Genomic DNA, 17,299 nt, shown 5'->3' on the forward strand with positions numbered 1-17,299 from the left:
TGCGGCGGTGCGGCGGTGGAGCGGTCGACGGTGCGGTCCGGTGCGGTCGGTGGGGTCCGGTTTCCGGGCCTCCGTGGTGCGGTAGGGAGCGGATCGTGAGCGATTCCCGAGCGGATTTCCTGGCCGCGGCCCGCGCGGCCGAACAGCTGCTCCGCGTGCCCGAGGTGGCCGAGGCCTGGCGGCGGCCGAGCGCGCTGGCGGAGTGGAGCGTCGGCGGGCTGGCCGGGCACCTGGCCTTCCAGGTCCTGTGCGTGTCCGAGGCCCTGGCCGCCGCGCCGCCGACCGAGACGACGATCGGCCTGCTGGACCACTACGCCCGGGTCGCGTGGGTCGGCGCGGAGCTCGACGCGGACATCAACGTCCGGATCCGGCAGGGCAGTGAGGCGTTCGCCGCCGACGGTCCGGCCGCCCTGCACCGCCGGGTCGACGCCGCCGTCGCGGAGCTGACGACCGCGTTGGCGGCGGCGGACGGCACCCGCCCGGCCCGGCTGCCGTTCTGGGGGCCGTGGTCGCTCACGCTCGACGACCTGTTGGCGACCCGGACGATGGAACTGGCCGTCCACGCCGACGACCTGGCGGTCAGCGTGGGCGTCCCGACCCCCGGACTCCCGCCGGAGACCGCCGACTCGGTGGCCGCACTGCTGGCCCGGCTGGCGGTCCGGCGGCACGGGTGGGTGGGCGTGCTGCGGGGGCTCAGCCGGGCCGAGCGGGCACCGGGGAGCATCGCGGCGTTCTGAGCCGTGGCAGGTCGTGGCGGCAGTGGCCGGCTGTTCGGGCCTTCCCCGGCCGTCAGTGGTCCCGGCGGTGGATCACCAGTGCCGCGATCGCCACCGAGGCGAACGACCAGGCCGCGAGGGTGATCCAGGAGCCTGCGACGGTCGCGGGGTAGGCGCTGGGGCGCCAGCCGGCCAGGCTGATCCGGGCCAGGCGCTGCCAGGCGGGCAGCGGCAGGGCGTGCAGCAGGTCGGCCGTCCAGCGGTAGCGCTCGGTGACGAGGGACGGGAGGAAGAACAGCACCACGACGGTGCCCACCACCGCGCCCGCGCTGTGCCGGATCAGGGTGCCGATCCCGAGCCCGACCAGCGCGCAGACCGGGCCGAACAGCGTGGCCGCCGCGACGTACCGGAAGGCGGCGGGGTCGGTGAGGGACTGTCCGATGCCGGAGTCGGACAGGACCGCCTGGCTGAGGCCGAAGGACACGCCGACGGTGAGCACGCCGAAGCCGAGCATCACGGCGGCCAGGACGCAGGCCTTGGCCACCAGCACCGCCCTGCGGTCGGGCACGGCGGCCAGCGTCGTGCGGATCAGCCCGGTCGCGTACTCGCCGGCGATGACGATCGCGCCGAGGCCGCCTCCGAGGAGCAGCAGGATGTCGGCGGAAGCGAGGTTGAAGGCGTCGTTCAGCGCCGCCTGCGCCATGGCCGCCGGATCGCCGCTGCCCGGTGTGTAGTGGTCGCGGGTGTACAGGGCGGACTTGAGGTTGGCGGCGACGATGGTTACGGCGCTCAGGCCGAGCACCCAGGGGATCGAGCGCAGTGATCGGAGTTTGATCCACTCGGCGGCGAGCAGGTCGGTGAAGCGGGGTGCGGGTTCGGCGGTGTGCGGGGCGGTCGGGGCGAGGGGGGTGAGGGTGGTGCTCGTGGTGCTCATCGGGGGTCTCCAGCCGGGTGTTCGGTCGCCGGGTACTCGACGCTGTCGGCGGTCAGGGACATGAACGCGGTCTCCAGGGACGAGGTGCGGGTGGTCAGTTCGCCGAGCACCACGCCGTGTCGCAGGGCGAGTTCGCCGATCCGTTCGGCGGGCAGTCCGGTGACGATCGCCGACTGCGGCTCGTGGAGCTGTACGTCGGCGCCTTCCGTCCGCAATGCTTCGGCCAGCAGCGGGAGTTCGGGTGAGCGGACGGTCACCGAGGTCGTCGCGTTGCGGGCGGAGAACTCCGCCAGGCCCTCGTCGGCGATCAGCCGGCCGCGCCCGATGACCACCAGGCGGTCGGCGGTGTGCTCCATCTCGGCCATCATGTGGCTGGAGACGAACACCGTGCGCCCCTCGGCGGCGAGGCGGCGGAACAGTCCGCGCACCCACAGCACGCCCTCCGGGTCCAGCCCGTTCAGCGGCTCGTCGAAGAGCAGCACCGGCGGGTCGCCGAGCAGCGCGCCCGCGATGCCGAGCCGCTGCCTCATGCCCAGCGAGTAGCCGCCGATCCGCCGCCCGGCGGCCCGGCCCAGCCCGACCTCCTCCAGCACCTCCTCGACGCGTGCGGCCGGGATCCGGTTGCTGCGGGCCAGTGCCTGTAGGTGGGCGCGGCCGCTGCGTCCGCCGTGGACGTCGCCCGCGTCCAGCAGCGCGCCGACGTGCCGCAGCCCGCGCGGTCGGCCGCGGAAGGGGCGGCCGTCGACGGTGACGCTGCCGGTGGTGGGGTCGTTGAGGCCGAGGACCAGTCGCAGGGTGGTGGACTTGCCGGCGCCGTTGGGGCCGAGGAAGCCGGTGACGGCGCCGGGCCGGACGGTGAAGGTGAGGCGGTCGACGGCGGTCCGCACGGTGGTGCGGCGGCCGTAGCGCTTCGTCAACTCGTTGACTTCGATCATGGGTTCCACGGTGCCGGGGGAGCGGCGGCTCGCACATCGGACCGGTGTCGACAACGCGGGTCACCCCCGGCCGTACGCGCAGGTCACCCCCGGCCGTACAACCACGGTCGGATGACGGCTCGTCGGGCCGCCGTTACGATCGTGGACCATGCCGTCGACCCCCACCCCGCCGTTGTTCCGGCGCGTCCCGCCCGAGATCTGGGTCGGGCTCGCCTGGTGCGTGGCCGCCGCCTACCCCGCCGTCCGGCTCGGTGGCTCCGCGCAGCACCACGGCGCCGCCGCGCACGGCGGGTGGGCGTTCACCCTGGCCGACACGGCGGTGGCCTTCGCGGGCGCCGCGTCGGTGCGCCGGCTGCCGGTGCTGTCGGTCGTCCTGCTGCTGCTCGCCACCTGGACCGAGACCGACGGCTGGTCCGGCGGCACCCAGGTGCCGCCCGGCGCGCTGCTGGCCGTGGACACCGCGCTCTGCCTGATCACCGCCACCCGGCCGCGCCGCACCTCGCGGGCCGCGTTCGCCCTCGTCATGGGCTTCCTGGTGCTGCACATCGGCCTGGTGCGCGGCAACACCGTCGGCATCTTCACCGGCACCCACATCGGCTCCGCCGACGGCGCCGCGCTGCTCGCGCTGGTCGCCTGGCTGGTCGGGCGCTCGGTGCGGCAGAACCGGGAGCACGCCGAGGCGCTGAGCAGCCGGGCGGCCGCCGAGGCGGTCACCGCCGAACGGCTCCGGATCGCCCGGGAGATGCACGACACCGTCGCGCACAGCCTGGGCATCGTCGCGCTCCAGGCGGGTGCCGCCCGCCGGGTCATCGACCGCCGGCCCGAACGCGCCAAGGCGGCGCTCGGCGAGATCGAGGCCGCCGGGCGGGACACCCTGGCCGCGCTGCGCCGGATGCTCGTCGTCCTGCGCCGGGCCGACGGCGACGGCCCGGGCACCGGCGCGCAGGGCCTGGCGGACCTCGACCGGCTGGCCGGGGCGACCACAGCGGCGGGGGTGCGGGTGGAGGTCCGGCGGCACGGCGAACAGCGGGCGCTGCCACCGGAGATCGACCTCGCGGCCTTCCGGATCATCCAGGAGTCCGTCACCAACGTGGTCCGGCACGCGGACGCCGACGCCTGCGTGGTCCGGGTCGACTCCCGGACGGCGGGGGAGCTGTCCGTCGAGGTCACCGACCGGGGCCGGGGGCACGGCAGCGACCCGGGCAGCGGCTTCGGGCTGGCCGGGCTGCGCGAGCGGGTCGCCCTGCTGCACGGCCGGTTCGACGCCGGGCCGGGCGCCGACGGCGGCTTCCGGGTCGCGGCCACGCTGCCGGTCCCGGGGCCGGTGGCGATCCCGGTCGGGGTCACGGTCCCCGCGGTTGCGGGGGAGGTGCGCGCGTGATCCGGGTCGTCCTGGCCGACGACCAGCCGCTGGTACGGGCCGCGCTGGAGATGGTCATCGCGGAGACCACCGACATCGAGGTGGTCGGCGAGGCGGGCACCGGGGCGGAGGCCGTCCGGCTGGCGGCCGAACTGTGCCCGGACGTCGTGGTGATGGACATCCGGATGCCAGGGACGGACGGCATCGAGGCCACCCGGCTGGTGACCGCCGCCGGCGGTCCGACCCGGGTGGTCGTGCTCACCACCTTCGACGAGGACGAGCACGTCTACGCGGCGCTGCACGCCGGGGCGTCCGGGTTCCTGGTCAAGGACATGGCACTGGACGACATCCTCGGCGCGGTGCGGGTGGTCGCCGCCGGGGACGCGCTGATCGCGCCGAGCGTCACCCGGCGGCTGATCGGTGCCTTCGCGGCCGGCCGTCCGCCCGGCTCATGGGGCGGTTCCCGGGACGGCCGACTGCCCGGCGCCCTTCCCGGCCGGCCGGCCGGTCCCGGCGCGCGGAACGAGGCCGTGCGCCGGCTGGCGGCGATCACCGACCGGGAGCGGGAGATCCTCACGCTGGTCGGCCGGGGCCTGTCCAACACCGAGATCGCCGCCGAGCTGGTGCTCAGCATCGCCACCGTCAAGACCTACATGACCCGGCTGCTCGCCAAGCTCGACGCCCGGGACCGGGTGCAGCTGGTCATCCTGGCCTACGAGGCGGGCCTGGTCTCCGTCCCCGGGTGACCGGGGCCGCCGCGGCCCGCCGTGGGCCGGAGTGGGAGACGGGTTCAGCGCTTGACCGCCACGCCCGCGTACATCGCGATGTCCTGGTCCCGGACGGGCGCGGCGTCCGCGTCCGGGCGCCAGTGGTGCACCAGCGTGACGCCCGGGTCGAGCAGCTCGTAGCCGTCGAAGAAGGCCTCCGTCTCGGCCTTGTCGCGGATCTGCAGCGGGATGCCGCGCGCGTTGTACTCCCGGCCGACGCCGCCCACGCCGACCGGGTCGGTGTCGCCGGTGAAGACGGTCAGCGCGAGGAAGCTGCCGGGCGCCAGCGCGTCCATGAAGCGGCGCACGATGCCCTGCGGGTCGTCCTCGTCCAGCACGAAGTGGACGATCGCGATCAGCGACAGCGCCACCGGCTGCGAGAGGTCGAGCACCTCGCGCAGCCGGGCGTTGCCGATGATCGACTCCGGGTCGCGGAAGTCGGCGTCCACGTAACAGGTGCGGCCCTCGGGCGTGCTGTCCATCAGCGCCCGGGCGTGGGTCAGCACGATCGGGTCGTTGTCCACGTACGCGACCCGCGAATCCGGTGCCACCGCCTGGGCGATCTCGTGCACGTTCGGCGAGGTGGGGATGCCGGTGCCGATGTCCAGGAACTGCCGTACGCCGTACTGCTCGGCGAGGTGGCGCACCGAACGCTGCATGAAGTCGCGGGTGGTGCGCATCGAGATCGGGAGTGACGGCCAGGCCTTCACCGAGGCGTGCGCGGCGACCCGGTCCGCCTCGAAGTTGGTCTTGCCGCCGATCAGGAAGTCGTACACCCGGGCGGAGTGCGGAACGTCCATCCGCAGGTCCACCGACGGGTAGTCCTCCTGTGGACCGCGCTGCGCCCCGACCTCGTTCGCCATGCTCGTCCTCCCGTTGCTGGGGATCCGTCACCGGCCGCCTCGGTGGCGGTCCTTGGTGCGCATGGTAACGGTCGGCCGGTGCGACGATATGACGAACCCTCGGGTATGGCTCTGGGTCTGAGTCCTGGGGTCTGGGGCACGGGCCGGGGCCTGGGCCTGGGCCTGGGCCCGAGGTACGGGCCCAGGCCGACGGGCTCAGGCCCTCAGGCCCTCAGGACTGGGCCTCCGGCTGCCTCGGTTCCACCAGCGCCCCGCCCGGCTGCCGGGGCACGGCCGCCGTCTCGGAGCCGCCCCGGCGGTGCGCCGCCAGTTCGAGCGCGGCCCCGATCCAGGCCGCACCGAAGGACCACGTCGCCAGCCACTCGCAGAGGAACAGCGGCTGCACCGACCAGTCGTCGCCGATGCCCGTCACCCCGGCCACGACGGAGAGCAGCAGTGCGACCAGGATCAGCACCCCCGCCGCCAGGTAGGCCGTACCCACCCGGGCCGGCTGGGTGGAACGGGGATTGCGGAAGGAGTAGAGGCAGAACATCGCCAGCATGACGAACAGCAGGCTCGCGAAGACCAGATGGAACACTCCGATGGTGCGCTGGACGTCCGACGCGCCGTCCGGCGACGTCGGGCACAGCGCCACCCCGACCGCGAAGACCCCCGCCGCCGTACTCCAGCGGTCGTCCCGGCGGTCGAACCGGTAGCAGATCAGGAACACCCCGAGTGCGCACAGGGCGCCGACGAAGACGTTCCGTGTGTCGGTGTAGTACGAGGCGCTCATCGAGCCCGGCCAGAAGCCGTCCGTGCTGCGCCCCATCACCTCGGCGGCCAGCCAGTTGCCGAACGGCAGGGCCGGCGGCAGCAGGATGCCGATCAGCCCGACGCCGAGGCGGAGGAACATGACCGTCCGTTGGTCCTGGACGCCCCGCCGGGTGTCCGGGGAGTCCTGCGCGCGTGAGTCGTGAGTCACGGACGCCTCCTTGCTTGGGTGCGGGCGCGCGGGCGCCCGCTGACTTCTCGGCCACCGGGGACAGGACGGGGGCGGTGTCGACGGGGCGCCGCCCGAACCTGAGTGACCGTCAACTTATGTACCCGCATTGGCGTTCGAAGCACCACTGATTTGAGTGGTTTACCGCCCGCCGACCGCCTAATATCCCCCCGGTGACCAGCATCGATGACCTGATCCCCTTCGAGCGGCCGTACGACGCGGCCGCCCTGCGCGCCCGCGACGCCGACGAGCTCGCCCGCTACGCGGCCGATCCGGAGCGCCACTGGTACCGCCGCCGCGCCTGCGTCGAGGCCCTGGCCGACCGGGTATCGGAGTCGCACGCCCCCGCCCTGCTCGACGTCCTGAGGAACCACGGGGAGACCGCCGAGCTGCGCGTCGCCCTGCTCGACCTGTTCGCCGACCGCGCCGAACTGCTGCCCTGGCTGCGGCACCCGGACCGGAACCGGGACGGGCAGTACGGGCTGTGCCAGGCGTTCCTCAAGGCCCGCGGCGTCCTCGGCGACCGCACGGCCACGGCCGAACTCGCCACCCTCGCCGCCCACCCCTGGTCGCGTTGGCGGGAGTTCGGCGAGGCCGGGCTGGACGCGCTGGCCGACCGCCACGGGCTCCCGACCGTGCTGGCCGACCTCGGCGACGCCCGCCCCGAGGACCGGCTGGCCCGCGACCGGCTGCGCCACCGGGCCGGGCAGGACGTCACCGACTCCCTCGCCGACCCGGACCGCCTGGTCGCCCACCAGGCCCACACCCTCGCGGCCGACCCCGAGCGGCTGCGCGCCCTCCTCGCCTCGGACCGGCCCGTCGAGGCCGCGCTGTGGGCGGTCTGTGCGCTGCACCGCCTCACCGGCGACACCGCGGAGGCCCGCGCGTGGGACGACCGCCTCGGCCGCCCCCGGGTCGAAGTCCCCGGCCTGCCCGAGGAGATGCGCCACGCGATAGTCCACGAGTACGCCGCGCGCTGCGAGCGCGATACCGACCCGCGCTGGCGCGTCGAGGCGCTCCGCACCGATCCGCCCGCGCCCGTCGACGCGGACGGCCGACTGCGCCGCGTCACCGAGGCGTTGGAGGCCGCCGGGATCGACTTCGACCCGCCGGTCTCCGCACACGAGGACAACGGGGCGGGCGAGGGCACGTACCACGTGATCGAGCTCGACGAGGACAGCCTGTTCGTCAGCACCCTCGGCCCCTTCGCCGGCGGCACGGACACGGACGACGCCCCGGCCCGCCCGGTCCTGGAGGGGGCCGGCTTCCGCTGGGTGGACCAGGCCACCAGGGACACCGTCGTCACCGGGCTCTGCGTCTACTACTTCGGTGAGCGCGGGCCACTGAAGGTCGACACCCTGCTGTTCCACTGGCAGGACTGACCGGCGGGCAGGGCCGGCCGGCGGGTGGGAACGACCGGCGGGCAGGACCGGTCCGCCGACCGGACCCGGCGCCGGACCCGCCGACCGGACCGGCGCGGCCGGCGGCCGGGCTCAGCCCGTCGGCTGCCCGGCGCGCGCGATCAGCGCGTTGAGCAGCGCCGCCCCGCGCTCGGCGTCGTCGACGCTGACCGCGAAGTCGGTGCCCCGGCGGGTGCGCACCACCAGGCACGTGCCGCCGCGCAGCATCACCGTGGTCCCGAGCCCGTTGATCCGGTAGCCCCAGCCGCCCGCCTGCGCGGCGGTGCGCTGCTCGACGCGGGCCGAGACGAGGTCGGCGGGCGACCAGTGCCGGGCGGGCCGGCCGAACGGGCCGAAGCCGACGGTCAGGCCGCGGGCGGTCACCCGCGCCTGCACCGAGGAGCAGACGAGGACGGCGACGGCGGGCAGCGCGAACGGCAGCACCAGCGACCAGTCCAGGTCGGCCAGCCCGCTCGCGGCAGCCAGCACACCCGCCACCGTGACCAGTCCGAGCACGGCGGCCAGCAGCTGCAGCCACGGGTTCGTGGCCCAGGAGAGCCAGACGAACTCCTCGCCCTCCGGCACGTCCAGCGCCGGCGCCCCGGCCGCCGGAAGCGCCTCGGTCCGGGCCCCGAACCGGCGGCCGGCCAGCCAGGCCAGCACGCCGGCAGCGGCCGTGGCCAGCAGGACCAGGACCACCTCGATGCCCATCGGCGCGGCGTCCTGCCACCGGGCGCGGTCCAGGTTGGCGTGCACCACGGCGGTCTGCGCCCCCGTGAGCAGTACCCCGCCGGACGCCAGTGCCGCCGCCCCGCAGCCCGGCGTCCGCTCGCCGCAGTACCGCTGCAGCAGCGCGGAGACCAGCACCAGGACCAGCCAGAGGAGCGCCGGGACCAGCACGGCCCCGGTCAGCGACATCGAACCGTCCGGGTCCCGCCCGCCCCAGTGGGTGGCCAGCGGGTCCGGCAGCCGGTGGCGGGCCGCCAGCGGCAGCGCGACCAGCAGGGCCAGCACCCCCACTGACCAGGCGAGCGCGGCCCACAGGCCGCCCCGGCCGCCCCAGCCGTCACGCTTCCGGGCCCCCGGCCGGTGCGTTCCTGATCCTTCGTCCGTCACGACATCCCCCTGATCATGTCCACGAGATCGTTCCTGCTGTAGCCGGCCAGGGCCGCGTCCTCGATCAACTGCCTGACCCGGTCGACCAGTTCGGAGCGGGTGTCGGCCCCCGCGGCGACCGTGACACCGCGGCCCCGGCGGAACTCCAGCACCCCTTCGTCGCGCAGCGTGCGCAGCCCGCGCAGCACGGTGTTGGAGTTGACGCCCAACGCCCGGGACAGCTCCCGGGCCGGCGGCAGCTTGTCCCCGGGGGCGCACTCGCCCTCGGCGACGGCCCGTCTGATCGCGCCCGCGACCTGCTCGTGCAGTGGTCGGGTGTCCCCGACGTCCAGCTTCAGCAACATGGTGCTACTGACGATAGCACCATTCATCTCGTGGGCTGCGGGGGCTGCGGGGGCCGCGGACCGCGGAGTGTGGGCCGTCGGCGGTGCACCGGCTGCGGGAGCCGCGCCACCCCGGCCCCTCGCCGTATGGAGTGCGTTGGGATCGCCGCACCAGGCGTCAGGGAGCCGTCAAGAAGTGCCGGTGGGCGCCCGGACCGGCGGTTGGGTGAACGAGTACGGCCGCCGGGACACGGTGCGGCCACCACGACACGAGGACGGGTCATGCACGGCATCGAGCGGCACGAGGACGGCGGGACACCCAGGGTGGTGGTCGGGGTCAGCGGGTCGCTGGGCAGTCTGGCGGCGCTGCACCGGGCGGTGACCGAGGCCCGTGCGCGGGGCGCGGAACTCCTGCCCGTGCTGGCCTGGGAGCCCCCGGGCGGTGAGCACGGCTACCGCCGCTCGCCCTGCCCGCCGCTGCTCGCGGCCGTCCGGGACGCCGCCGAACAGCGCCTGCACCAGGCCCTCGACGAGGCCTTCGGCGGCAACGACCCCGCGGTGCCGCTGCGCCCGGTGGTGATCCGTGGCGAGACCGGCCCGGCCCTGGTCGACGTCGCCGACCGGCCCGGCGACCTGCTGGTCCTCGGGCAGAGCGGCGGCCTGCTGCGCCGCCGGCTGCGGCGCTCGGTGTCCGCGTACTGCGCGCGGCGGGCGGGCTGCCCGGTGCTGACCGTCCCGGTGCCCGCACTGCTCCACGACCTGCACGAGCTGGAGGCGCGGGAACGCCGCGCCCGCTGGCACCTGCCGGTCGGCCCGACGCCCGAACTCCTCGCGGCGAAGCGGTAGTCCGCGGTGCGGATGTACACAGCCCGACCGGGTGCCGGCCGCTTCCGCCCCGTGCCGGAGCGGCTGCCGGTCGGCACCTCGGGCACGGTCGCCCTGCTCGCGGGCGGCCTGTTGGCGCTCGGCCTCGGCGGGCTCGGCGAACTGCACTCCGGTGGCCTCGCCTTCGTGGCGTACGTGGCGCTGTGCGGTCTGGTCGGCGGCTTCTCCCGGCCCCGGGCCGCGCCGGTGGTCGGCCTGGCCGCCTGGCTCTGCTGCAACGCCTTCGCCGAGCACCGCCACGCCGAACTCGGCTGGTCCGGCCCCTGGCCGGAGAGCGCGCACTACGCGGTGTTCACCGCCACCGCCCTGCTGGTCGCCCTGCCCGCGGCGCTGCCACGGCGCACCGTACGGGTGTCGACGCTGCGCCTCGACCACCGGCCCTGAGGCGCTCCCGAACGGTCCGCCGCCGGCCTCCCCGTGCGCCGGCGGCGGACCACACCGCGAGGCCGGGGGCTCCGGCCGGTACTCCGGAGCCCCCGCCGAACCGGTGGACCGCAGGAAACGGGGTGCGCGGAGCGGGCGCACGTTCGGACCGGGGCCACCCGTCAGGGGCGGCCCGGCGTTCCGCTCCGCGCGCCCTGCCCGGCCGCCTCGACGCGTGGCGGTGGCAGTCCCGGTCGAAGGCCCTCAGGCCCGGTAGGTGAACCGGCCGAGGTAGTGCAGGGAGGTGCCGCGCGGGTCGGTGACCACGTTGGGGGCGAAGACGCAGATCGCAGCGTCGGCCGGCTCGGCCGACTCCACCTGGGGAAGCCACTGGTCGGCGTACGAGGCCCCGTGCAGGAGCACCTCGGGGGCGACCGGCGCGGGGTGGCCGTCGTCCCGGGCGTGGACGACTTCGACGCCCATCGGTTCGAGCTCGGCGATCCCGACCTCGCGCATGAGAGCGGACGGCTCCGCGTCCCCGTTCTCCGACCACACCTCGTCGACGTGGTCGCGGATGTCGTCGTACGAGGAGAACCGGCCGCGCGAGAGGAAGACGTGCACCACGTTCACTTCGGTCACCCGCCGATTCTCGCCCCATGCCGAACCCGCGCGCGACCACCCGTGAGACCGCGCCGTTCACGCTTCGGACCCGCCGTCGTCGAGTTCACCGTGGTCGCGCTCGGACCACGGCCTAGTCGTCCGAGGGCAGTTCGGTCGGGACGGCGATGACGTCGACCAGGGCCGCGCCGCGCAGCACCGTCAGGGCCAGGGGGCGGCCGATGCCGTCGGCCAGCATCAGGTGCTGCAGGGTGCGGGCGCTGGTCATCGGTTCGCCGGCGGCGGTGAGCAGCAGGTCGCCCTCGTGCAGTCCGGCGCGGTCGGCGGGGGCGCCGGGGACGACCTCGACGATCCGCAGGCCGGTCTGCTGCCCGGTGCGCCGGCGCAGGGTGGGCGGCAGCGGCGCGGGCACGCCGGCGAGGCCCAGGTAGGCGCGGCGGATCCGGCCGTCGGTGAGCAGGGTGGCGATGATCTGCCGGCTGGTGGCGTCGATCGGGACGGCCAGGCCGAGCCCGTTGCCGGCCACGGCCGTGGTGATGCCCACGACCTCGCCGGTCGCGGTGGTCAGTGCGCCGCCGGAGTTGCCGGGGTTGAGGGCGGCATCGGTCTGGATGACGTTGTCGATGACGCGTACGGCGGTGTCGGAGCGGGCCGGGAGCGAGCGGCCGAGGGCGCTGACCACGCCCGCCGTGACCGTCCCGGCGAGCCCGAGCGGGTTGCCGACGGCGACGACGAGCTGCCCGACCCGCAGGGCGGTGGCCTCGCCGAGCCGCACCGGGGTGGGGGTCGGGCCGTCGGCGCGCAGCACGGCCAGGTCGGAGAGCGGGTCGGCGCCGATGGTGTGGAAGGGGGAGGTGGTGCCGTCGGCGAAGGCCAGGGTCCCGGCGTCGGCGTGGCCGACGACGTGGGCGTTGGTCAGCAGGAAGCCGTCGTCGGTGAAGACCACCGCCGAGCCGAGCGCGGTGCTGAACCAGCCGCCCCGGCCGCGGCGGGGCACCTGGAGGGCGGCGACGCGCGGAGTCACCGCGGCGGCGACGGTGGTGACGATCCGCGAGTAGGCGTCCAGCGCCTCGGCGGCTCCGCCGTCGGGGCCGGTCGTGCCGCCGTCGGGTACGTGCTCGGGCCCGGGGAGCGTGTCGGCCACGGTGCTCACCCCTTTTCGCCGGCGCGGCTTCTCCCGCTTTCCAACAACGCTGCGTCGCCGATGCTTCCGCCGCGGGCTCGCGATGCCGTCCGGACGGGCGGCCCACTACAAAGAGAAGGCAAAGCAAGCGTATGGTGTGGGCAAAGCCACCTGTGCGGGGAGGGCCTGATGGAGACCACGCTGGAAGCGGACTGGCGCACGCTCGGCACGACGGGCGGCGGCCGGCTCGGTACGGAGCACCTGTTGACCGCGGTGGTGGGGTCGAGCGGCCCGGCCGGTGCGGCCCTCGCTGCTGCCGGGGCCACCGAGAGCGAGCTGCGCACCCTGCTGCGTGACCGGGACCGCCACGGGCACGGCGGGCGCGACGGGGGCGTCGGCCGCGAACGCGGCGGGGGCTGGGCCGCGGACGACGAGGCCGACGCCGGTGTGCCGGCCCGGGAGATCCTGGGCTCCACCAGGGCCCCGGACCTCGTCCTGACCGGCGCCGCGGCCCGCGCACTGTCCACCGCGGTGACGGCGGTGCGGCGCAGCGGCGGGCGGCAGCTCACCGCGGAGTACGTCCTGCGCGCCCTGCTGGCCGACGACCGCACCCGCGCCGCCGAACTGCTCCGCGCGGCGGGCGTCGCGCCGCAGGCCGTCCGGGACCGGCTGGACGCGACGCACCCCGGGCCGAAAACCCCGCCGGAGGCAACACCGGCGGCCCCACCGGCGCCGACGGCACCGCCCGCGCCCGAGGCCACGGCCCCGGACGGCGCCTCCGACGCGCTGGACCCGCTGCTGCATCCCACCCGGGACGCCCTGCTCGGCCGCCGGTCGCACCGACTCCCGCTCTGGAAGCGCCTGTTGAAGCCCGGTGCGGCCGGCCCGGCGGCGCCGACCGCGGACTGGATCCGACGGGAGACGGACGGCCAGGCGCTGCGCCTCGGCCGCCGGACGCCGGGCACCGAGCACGTCCTGCTGGCCCTCCTCGCCGTCCACGAAGTCCTGGGCCACCGGCCGCATCCGGACGTGGACGACACCGGCGGCGAGCTGCTCGCCTGGGTCGGGCTGGACTACGCCCGTGCCCGTGCGGCTCTCACCGCCGGGACGGTCGCGCTCCCGGCCGATCCGCGCTCCGTCGAGGCCTACCTGGCGGGCGCGGCCCCCGGCCCACTGGTGCGGGCGCTGCTCGACGAGGACACCCGGGCCCGGCGGCTGGTCGAGGCCCTGGGCGGGGGCGCGGCCCGGGAGGGGGACCACACCGGCCCCACCGGCCCCAACGGCCCCAACGGCCAGGACAGTCAGGACAGCCAGGGCGGACCCGATCGCGGGCCGGAGGGTCAGCGCGTGGTGTAGCCACCTCACCCGCACCATGCGCCTGCACACCGGCCTCACCCCGGCGGGGCTCCGCGCGGGCCGGGAGCGCCCGTAGGGCCCGTCCCGGAAGGCGCAGCGCGCCGGCCGCCTAGAGCGCCGTGGCGGCGATGGTGATCGAGCCCAGGACGGCCAGCACCCCCAGGGCGAGGAACCCGTACTCCAGCCCCGTCCGCTCCCGCCCGTCGACCAGCACCTGCCGGGGGTCGGCCGGGTCGTAGCGGACGGGCACGTAGCGGCCGTCCGGCAGCGGGTGGCGGGTGGTGGAGGGGACTGGGGAGAAGATCTCGACCACCCGGCCGTCGGTCGTCTCGAACTGCAGCAGCGGACGCGGCGGCAGTGCGTGGTCCTCCGGCCCCCGGATGCGGGCGCGCACCAGGGCCGAGGCGGGGACGCCGACCCGGCGCAGCCGGCGTTGCTCGCGCAGCCCGACGACTCCGGCGAGGTAGGCGACGACGCCGCCCAGCGCACCGAACACCACCACGGCGAATCCGGCCGTCCCGCCCACCGTGCCTCCCTGCCCCCGCCCGATGGTTTCCCGAAGCCGTCCGAGGCTCCCCCCGGATCCCAGTATCGCCCGACGGCGGCACCCTTGACGCTTCGGAATGGTCCAGTCCAGTGTGATCGACGGCATGTTCCTGTCACCACCCGTCCCGCAAGGAGCACCGTCCATGAAGCCGACGTCCCCCCGCGCCCTCGGCGCCACCCTCACCGCCGTCGCCACCGTCGCCGCCCTCGCCGTCGGCACCGCCCCCGGTGCGACGGCCGCCCCGGCCGCGACCGTCGTCAAGGTCGGCACCGCCAAGCAGCTCCAGGCCGCGCTCGCGGCCGCCGTGCCCGGGCGGACCATCCAGCTCGCCGACGGCATCTACTCCGGCAGCTTCAAGGCCACCGTGCCCGGCACCGCCGCCGCCCGGATCACCCTCACCGGCTCCGCCAAGGCCGTGCTCACCACCCCCACCGGCGGCGGCTACGGCCTCCACCTCGACGGCGCGAGCTACTGGACCGTCCAGGGCCTGACCGTCACCGGCGCCCAGAAGGGCATCATGGCGGATGCCGCCAACCACGTGGTGATCGACGGCGTGACGGTCCACCACACCACCATGGAGGGCGTGCACTTCCGCAACTCCAGCGGCTACGGCACGCTGCGCAACTCCCGCATCCACGACACCGGTCTGAACCGGGACGGCCTGGGCGAGGGCGTGTACGTCGGCACCGCCGGCACCCTCACCGACCGCAGCGACCACGTGCAGATCACCGGCAACACCTTCGGCCCGAACATCGGCGCCGAGAACGTCGACCTCAAGGAGGGCACCACCGGCGGCCTGGTCTCCGGCAACTCCTTCGACGGCGACGGCCTCACCGGCCGCAACTACGACGACGCCTGGGTCGACGTGAAGGGCAACGGCTACGTCATCGAGAACAACACCGGCAGGCGCACCACCGACGACGGCTACCAGACCCACAGCGTCCAGCCGGGCTGGGGCTGCGGCACGGTCTTCCGGGGCAACCGCTCCGACCTCACCGGCGCCACCGGAGCGGACCGCTACGCGATCGACGTGACGAACTACGACGCGGCGACGTGCCCGGTGACGATCGGCGCGGGCAACACCGTCACCGGGGGCCGGGGCGTGGCGAACCCCGGTGTCCCGGTGGGCTGACCGCACCGGGACGCCGGGGTGCACGGGTGGTCGTGACGCCGGACGGCTACAGCTCGCCGAGCGGGACCTTCGGGTCGGCCAGCGCGTCGGCGTCCACCACCCGACCGGAGCGGACCAGTTCGCGGATCGGGTCGGTGACGTCCCAGACGTTGACGTTCATCCCCGCGAGCACCCGGCCGCCGGACAGCCAGAACGCGATGAACTCGCGGGCGGCCGGGTCACCGCGGAACACCACCCGGTCGTAGCCGTCGGGTTCGACGTAGCCGACGTACTCCATGCCGAGGTCGTACTGGTCGCTGAAGAAGTACGGGATCCGGTCGTAGACCGCGTCCGGCTGCCCGAGCAGTGCGCGGGCGGCGGTCTGCGGCTGGTTGAGGGCGTTGGCCCAGTGCTCGACCCGGATGTGCCGGTCGAACAGCGGGTGGTAGGCGTTCGCGACGTCGCCGGCCGCGTAGACGTCCGGGTCGGAGGTGCGCAGCTGCCGGTCGGTCTTGATGCCGTTGTCGACCTCCAGTCCGGCCGCCTCGGCGAGTCCGGCGGCGGGGGCGATGCCGATGCCGACCACCACCGCGTCGGCCGCCACCGTCGTGCCGTCGGCGAGCTTCACCCCGCTCACCGTGGTGCCGTCGCCGGTCAGTTCGGCCACCTTGACGCCGAAGCGCAGGTCCACGCCGTGGTCCCGGTGCAGGTCGGCGAAGACCTGGGCGACCTCCCGGCCGAGCACCCGCAGCAGCGGCAGTTCGAGCGCCTCCAGCACCGTCACCTCGGCACCCGACTCGCGGGCCGCGGCCGCCACCTCCAGGCCGATCCAGCCCGCGCCGATCACCACGATCCGGGCGCCCGGCCGCAGCGCCGCCTTGATCCGGTCGCTGTCGTCGACCCGGCGCAGGTAGAGCACGCCGTCCTGGTCGGCGCCCGGCACCGGCAGCCGGCGCGGCACCGAGCCGGTGGTCAGCAGCAGCTTGGCGTACTCCACCCGGCCGTCGTCGGCGAGCGTCACGGTGTGCCCGGCCGGGTCGATCGCGGCCACCGCCGTGCCCAGGCGCAGCGTGATGTCGTGCTCGGCGTACCACTGCGGCGGGTGGACGTAGATCTTCTCCCGGGGCGTCTTGCCCAGCAGGTAGCCCTTGGACAGCGGCGGCCGCTCGTACGGGCGCTCGTGCTCCTCGCCGATCAGGACGACGCCGCCCTCGTACCCGGCCTCGCGCAGCGCCTCGGCCGCCTTCGCGCCGCCGAGGGAAGCGCCGACGATCACGATCGGGCGGTCCTGCCCGCCGCCCGCTCCGGTGGTGCCGATGTCCGTGCCCGCCATGCTCGACTCCTCGTTGTCCGGCCGTGGAAACGGGGTCAGCCTGACGCCGTCCGGGTGGTGTGTCGAGACCGTGGCGGGCGCGTCGCGCCCCGCTCGCCCGTACGGGTGAACGGCGGGTCCGGGGGGACCGGGCGGCGCTACGGCGTCATCGCGTCCCTGACCAGCGCGGTGTCGGTGAACTGCTCGAACCGGACGATGCGTCCGCCGCGCACCGTGAAGTGGTGGGCGACCCGGACCGCGAGCGGTTTTCCGGTGGTCTTGTGGACGGCCGTGTAGCGGGCCAGGACCACCACCTCCTCCCCGTCCACCACGTAGGTGTCGTCGTGCGCCGTCCAGTCGTGCCACTCGGCGGCCAGCCGCTCCATCACGCTCGCGGTGACGCCCTTGGGGGTGCGGTAGGTGCCGGCCAGCGGGAAACCGGCCATCTCGGTCCACTCGACGTCCTCGGCGAGCGTGGCGCGCAGTGCGGCCAGGTCGCCCCGGGCGGCGGCCAGGTACTGGCGGCGGACCACGTCGGCGGGCGCGGAGGACTCGGCGAAGCCGGCCACGTCCCTCGGGATCTCGATCACG

General features: G+C 75.2%; 19 protein-coding genes. 8 read left to right on the forward strand and 11 right to left on the reverse strand.

The genetic code is table 11. The features are described from left to right. Positions 1-95: 95 nt before the first annotated feature. On the forward strand, positions 96-737 hold the full coding sequence (locus ACIRST_RS17775; RefSeq protein ID WP_402803056.1) for a maleylpyruvate isomerase N-terminal domain-containing protein: 642 nt from the start codon (positions 96-98) through the stop codon (positions 735-737). Positions 738-789: 52 nt separating this feature from the next. Here ACIRST_RS17775 and ACIRST_RS17780 read toward each other — a convergent pair whose 3' ends face one another. Both ACIRST_RS17780 and ACIRST_RS17785 read right to left on the reverse strand, forming a co-directional pair. Then, positions 790-1,650, reverse strand: coding sequence for an ABC transporter permease (locus ACIRST_RS17780; protein ID WP_402803057.1), 861 nt, complete (start codon positions 1,648-1,650; stop codon positions 790-792). Then, positions 1,647-2,585, reverse strand: a complete 939-nt coding sequence (locus ACIRST_RS17785) for an ABC transporter ATP-binding protein (protein ID WP_402803058.1) — start codon at positions 2,583-2,585, stop codon at positions 1,647-1,649. The genes ACIRST_RS17780 and ACIRST_RS17785 overlap by 4 nt, the downstream gene beginning before the upstream one ends. Positions 2,586-2,733: 148 nt before the next feature. Here ACIRST_RS17785 and ACIRST_RS17790 point away from each other — a divergent pair, with 148 nt between their 5' ends. Both ACIRST_RS17790 and ACIRST_RS17795 read left to right on the forward strand, forming a co-directional pair. After that, a complete protein-coding gene (locus tag ACIRST_RS17790) occupies positions 2,734-3,966 on the forward strand; it encodes a sensor histidine kinase (protein WP_402803059.1) in 1,233 nt (410 codons plus the stop codon). 50 nt (positions 3,967-4,016) lie between these two features. Next, positions 4,017-4,691 (forward strand): response regulator, encoded by a 675-nt coding sequence (locus tag ACIRST_RS17795; protein ID WP_402803159.1) that lies wholly within the window; start codon positions 4,017-4,019, stop codon positions 4,689-4,691. A gap of 44 nt (positions 4,692-4,735) precedes the next feature. Here ACIRST_RS17795 and ACIRST_RS17800 read toward each other — a convergent pair whose 3' ends face one another. Further along, positions 4,736-5,575 (reverse strand): SAM-dependent methyltransferase, encoded by an 840-nt coding sequence (locus tag ACIRST_RS17800; RefSeq protein ID WP_350521024.1) that lies wholly within the window; start codon positions 5,573-5,575, stop codon positions 4,736-4,738. Between the two features lie 211 nt (positions 5,576-5,786). Further along, entirely contained in the window at positions 5,787-6,536 is a 750-nt protein-coding gene (locus ACIRST_RS17805) for a hypothetical protein (RefSeq protein ID WP_402803060.1), read from the reverse strand. Positions 6,537-6,727: 191 nt separating this feature from the next. Here ACIRST_RS17805 and ACIRST_RS17810 point away from each other — a divergent pair, with 191 nt between their 5' ends. Continuing rightward, positions 6,728-7,936 (forward strand): hypothetical protein, encoded by a 1,209-nt coding sequence (locus ACIRST_RS17810; protein ID WP_402803061.1) that lies wholly within the window; start codon positions 6,728-6,730, stop codon positions 7,934-7,936. Between the two features lie 111 nt (positions 7,937-8,047). Here ACIRST_RS17810 and ACIRST_RS17815 read toward each other — a convergent pair whose 3' ends face one another. Further along, a complete protein-coding gene (locus ACIRST_RS17815; RefSeq protein ID WP_402803062.1) occupies positions 8,048-9,070 on the reverse strand; it encodes a DUF1648 domain-containing protein in 1,023 nt (340 codons plus the stop codon). Further along, positions 9,067-9,414, reverse strand: coding sequence for a GntR family transcriptional regulator (locus ACIRST_RS17820; protein ID WP_350521020.1), 348 nt, complete (start codon positions 9,412-9,414; stop codon positions 9,067-9,069). The genes ACIRST_RS17815 and ACIRST_RS17820 overlap by 4 nt, the downstream gene beginning before the upstream one ends. Before the next feature lie 261 nt (positions 9,415-9,675). On the opposite strand from ACIRST_RS17820, the gene ACIRST_RS17825 reads away from it, so the two are divergent. Next, positions 9,676-10,239, forward strand: coding sequence for a universal stress protein (locus ACIRST_RS17825; protein WP_402803063.1), 564 nt, complete (start codon positions 9,676-9,678; stop codon positions 10,237-10,239). A gap of 12 nt (positions 10,240-10,251) precedes the next feature. Then, positions 10,252-10,662, forward strand: a complete 411-nt coding sequence (locus ACIRST_RS17830; RefSeq protein ID WP_402803064.1) for a hypothetical protein — start codon at positions 10,252-10,254, stop codon at positions 10,660-10,662. A 243-nt stretch (positions 10,663-10,905) separates the two neighbouring features. Here ACIRST_RS17830 and ACIRST_RS17835 read toward each other — a convergent pair whose 3' ends face one another. Next, positions 10,906-11,280 carry a hypothetical protein gene (locus ACIRST_RS17835; protein ID WP_350521017.1) on the reverse strand — a complete coding sequence of 125 codons (375 nt, stop codon included), beginning with the start codon at positions 11,278-11,280 and terminating at the stop codon, positions 10,906-10,908. Positions 11,281-11,392: 112 nt separating this feature from the next. After that, a complete protein-coding gene (locus ACIRST_RS17840; RefSeq protein WP_402803065.1) occupies positions 11,393-12,403 on the reverse strand; it encodes a S1C family serine protease in 1,011 nt (336 codons plus the stop codon). Positions 12,404-12,571: 168 nt separating this feature from the next. Between ACIRST_RS17840 and ACIRST_RS17845 the strand changes: the two genes are divergently transcribed. Next, complete coding sequence (locus ACIRST_RS17845; protein WP_402803066.1) at positions 12,572-13,738, forward strand: Clp protease N-terminal domain-containing protein; 1,167 nt, start codon at positions 12,572-12,574, stop codon at positions 13,736-13,738. Positions 13,739-13,847: 109 nt separating this feature from the next. Here ACIRST_RS17845 and ACIRST_RS17850 read toward each other — a convergent pair whose 3' ends face one another. Further along, positions 13,848-14,264 carry a DUF3592 domain-containing protein gene (locus ACIRST_RS17850; RefSeq protein ID WP_396551948.1) on the reverse strand — a complete coding sequence of 139 codons (417 nt, stop codon included), beginning with the start codon at positions 14,262-14,264 and terminating at the stop codon, positions 13,848-13,850. A 163-nt stretch (positions 14,265-14,427) separates the two neighbouring features. Between ACIRST_RS17850 and ACIRST_RS17855 the strand changes: the two genes are divergently transcribed. Then, a complete protein-coding gene (locus ACIRST_RS17855) occupies positions 14,428-15,417 on the forward strand; it encodes a right-handed parallel beta-helix repeat-containing protein (RefSeq protein WP_402803067.1) in 990 nt (329 codons plus the stop codon). A gap of 46 nt (positions 15,418-15,463) precedes the next feature. On the opposite strand, the gene ACIRST_RS17860 is transcribed toward ACIRST_RS17855, so the two are convergent. Both ACIRST_RS17860 and ACIRST_RS17865 read right to left on the reverse strand, forming a co-directional pair. Further along, on the reverse strand, positions 15,464-16,729 hold the full coding sequence (locus ACIRST_RS17860; protein WP_402803068.1) for an NAD(P)/FAD-dependent oxidoreductase: 1,266 nt from the start codon (positions 16,727-16,729) through the stop codon (positions 15,464-15,466). A gap of 137 nt (positions 16,730-16,866) precedes the next feature. Continuing rightward, on the reverse strand, positions 16,867-17,298 hold the full coding sequence (locus tag ACIRST_RS17865) for a nuclear transport factor 2 family protein (protein WP_402803069.1): 432 nt from the start codon (positions 17,296-17,298) through the stop codon (positions 16,867-16,869). Position 17,299 lies beyond the last annotated feature (1 nt).

Source organism: Kitasatospora sp. NPDC101447 (assembly GCF_044767225.1).
Classification (GTDB): Bacteria; Actinomycetota; Actinomycetes; order Streptomycetales; family Streptomycetaceae; genus Kitasatospora.

Coding starts and splice junctions, on each gene's coding strand:
- ACIRST_RS17780 (WP_402803057.1), bottom strand. CDS start 1,650: ATGAGCACCACGAGCACCACCCTCACCCCCCTCGCCCCGACCGCCCCG.
- ACIRST_RS17785 (WP_402803058.1), bottom strand. CDS start 2,585: ATGATCGAAGTCAACGAGTTGACGAAGCGCTACGGCCGCCGCACCACC.
- ACIRST_RS17790 (WP_402803059.1), top strand. CDS start 2,734: ATGCCGTCGACCCCCACCCCGCCGTTGTTCCGGCGCGTCCCGCCCGAG.
- ACIRST_RS17795 (WP_402803159.1), top strand. CDS start 4,017: ATGGTCATCGCGGAGACCACCGACATCGAGGTGGTCGGCGAGGCGGGC.
- ACIRST_RS17800 (WP_350521024.1), bottom strand. CDS start 5,575: ATGGCGAACGAGGTCGGGGCGCAGCGCGGTCCACAGGAGGACTACCCG.
- ACIRST_RS17820 (WP_350521020.1), bottom strand. CDS start 9,414: ATGTTGCTGAAGCTGGACGTCGGGGACACCCGACCACTGCACGAGCAG.
- ACIRST_RS17825 (WP_402803063.1), top strand. CDS start 9,676: ATGCACGGCATCGAGCGGCACGAGGACGGCGGGACACCCAGGGTGGTG.
- ACIRST_RS17830 (WP_402803064.1), top strand. CDS start 10,252: ATGTACACAGCCCGACCGGGTGCCGGCCGCTTCCGCCCCGTGCCGGAG.
- ACIRST_RS17845 (WP_402803066.1), top strand. CDS start 12,572: ATGGAGACCACGCTGGAAGCGGACTGGCGCACGCTCGGCACGACGGGC.
- ACIRST_RS17855 (WP_402803067.1), top strand. CDS start 14,428: ATGAAGCCGACGTCCCCCCGCGCCCTCGGCGCCACCCTCACCGCCGTC.
- ACIRST_RS17860 (WP_402803068.1), bottom strand. CDS start 16,729: ATGGCGGGCACGGACATCGGCACCACCGGAGCGGGCGGCGGGCAGGAC.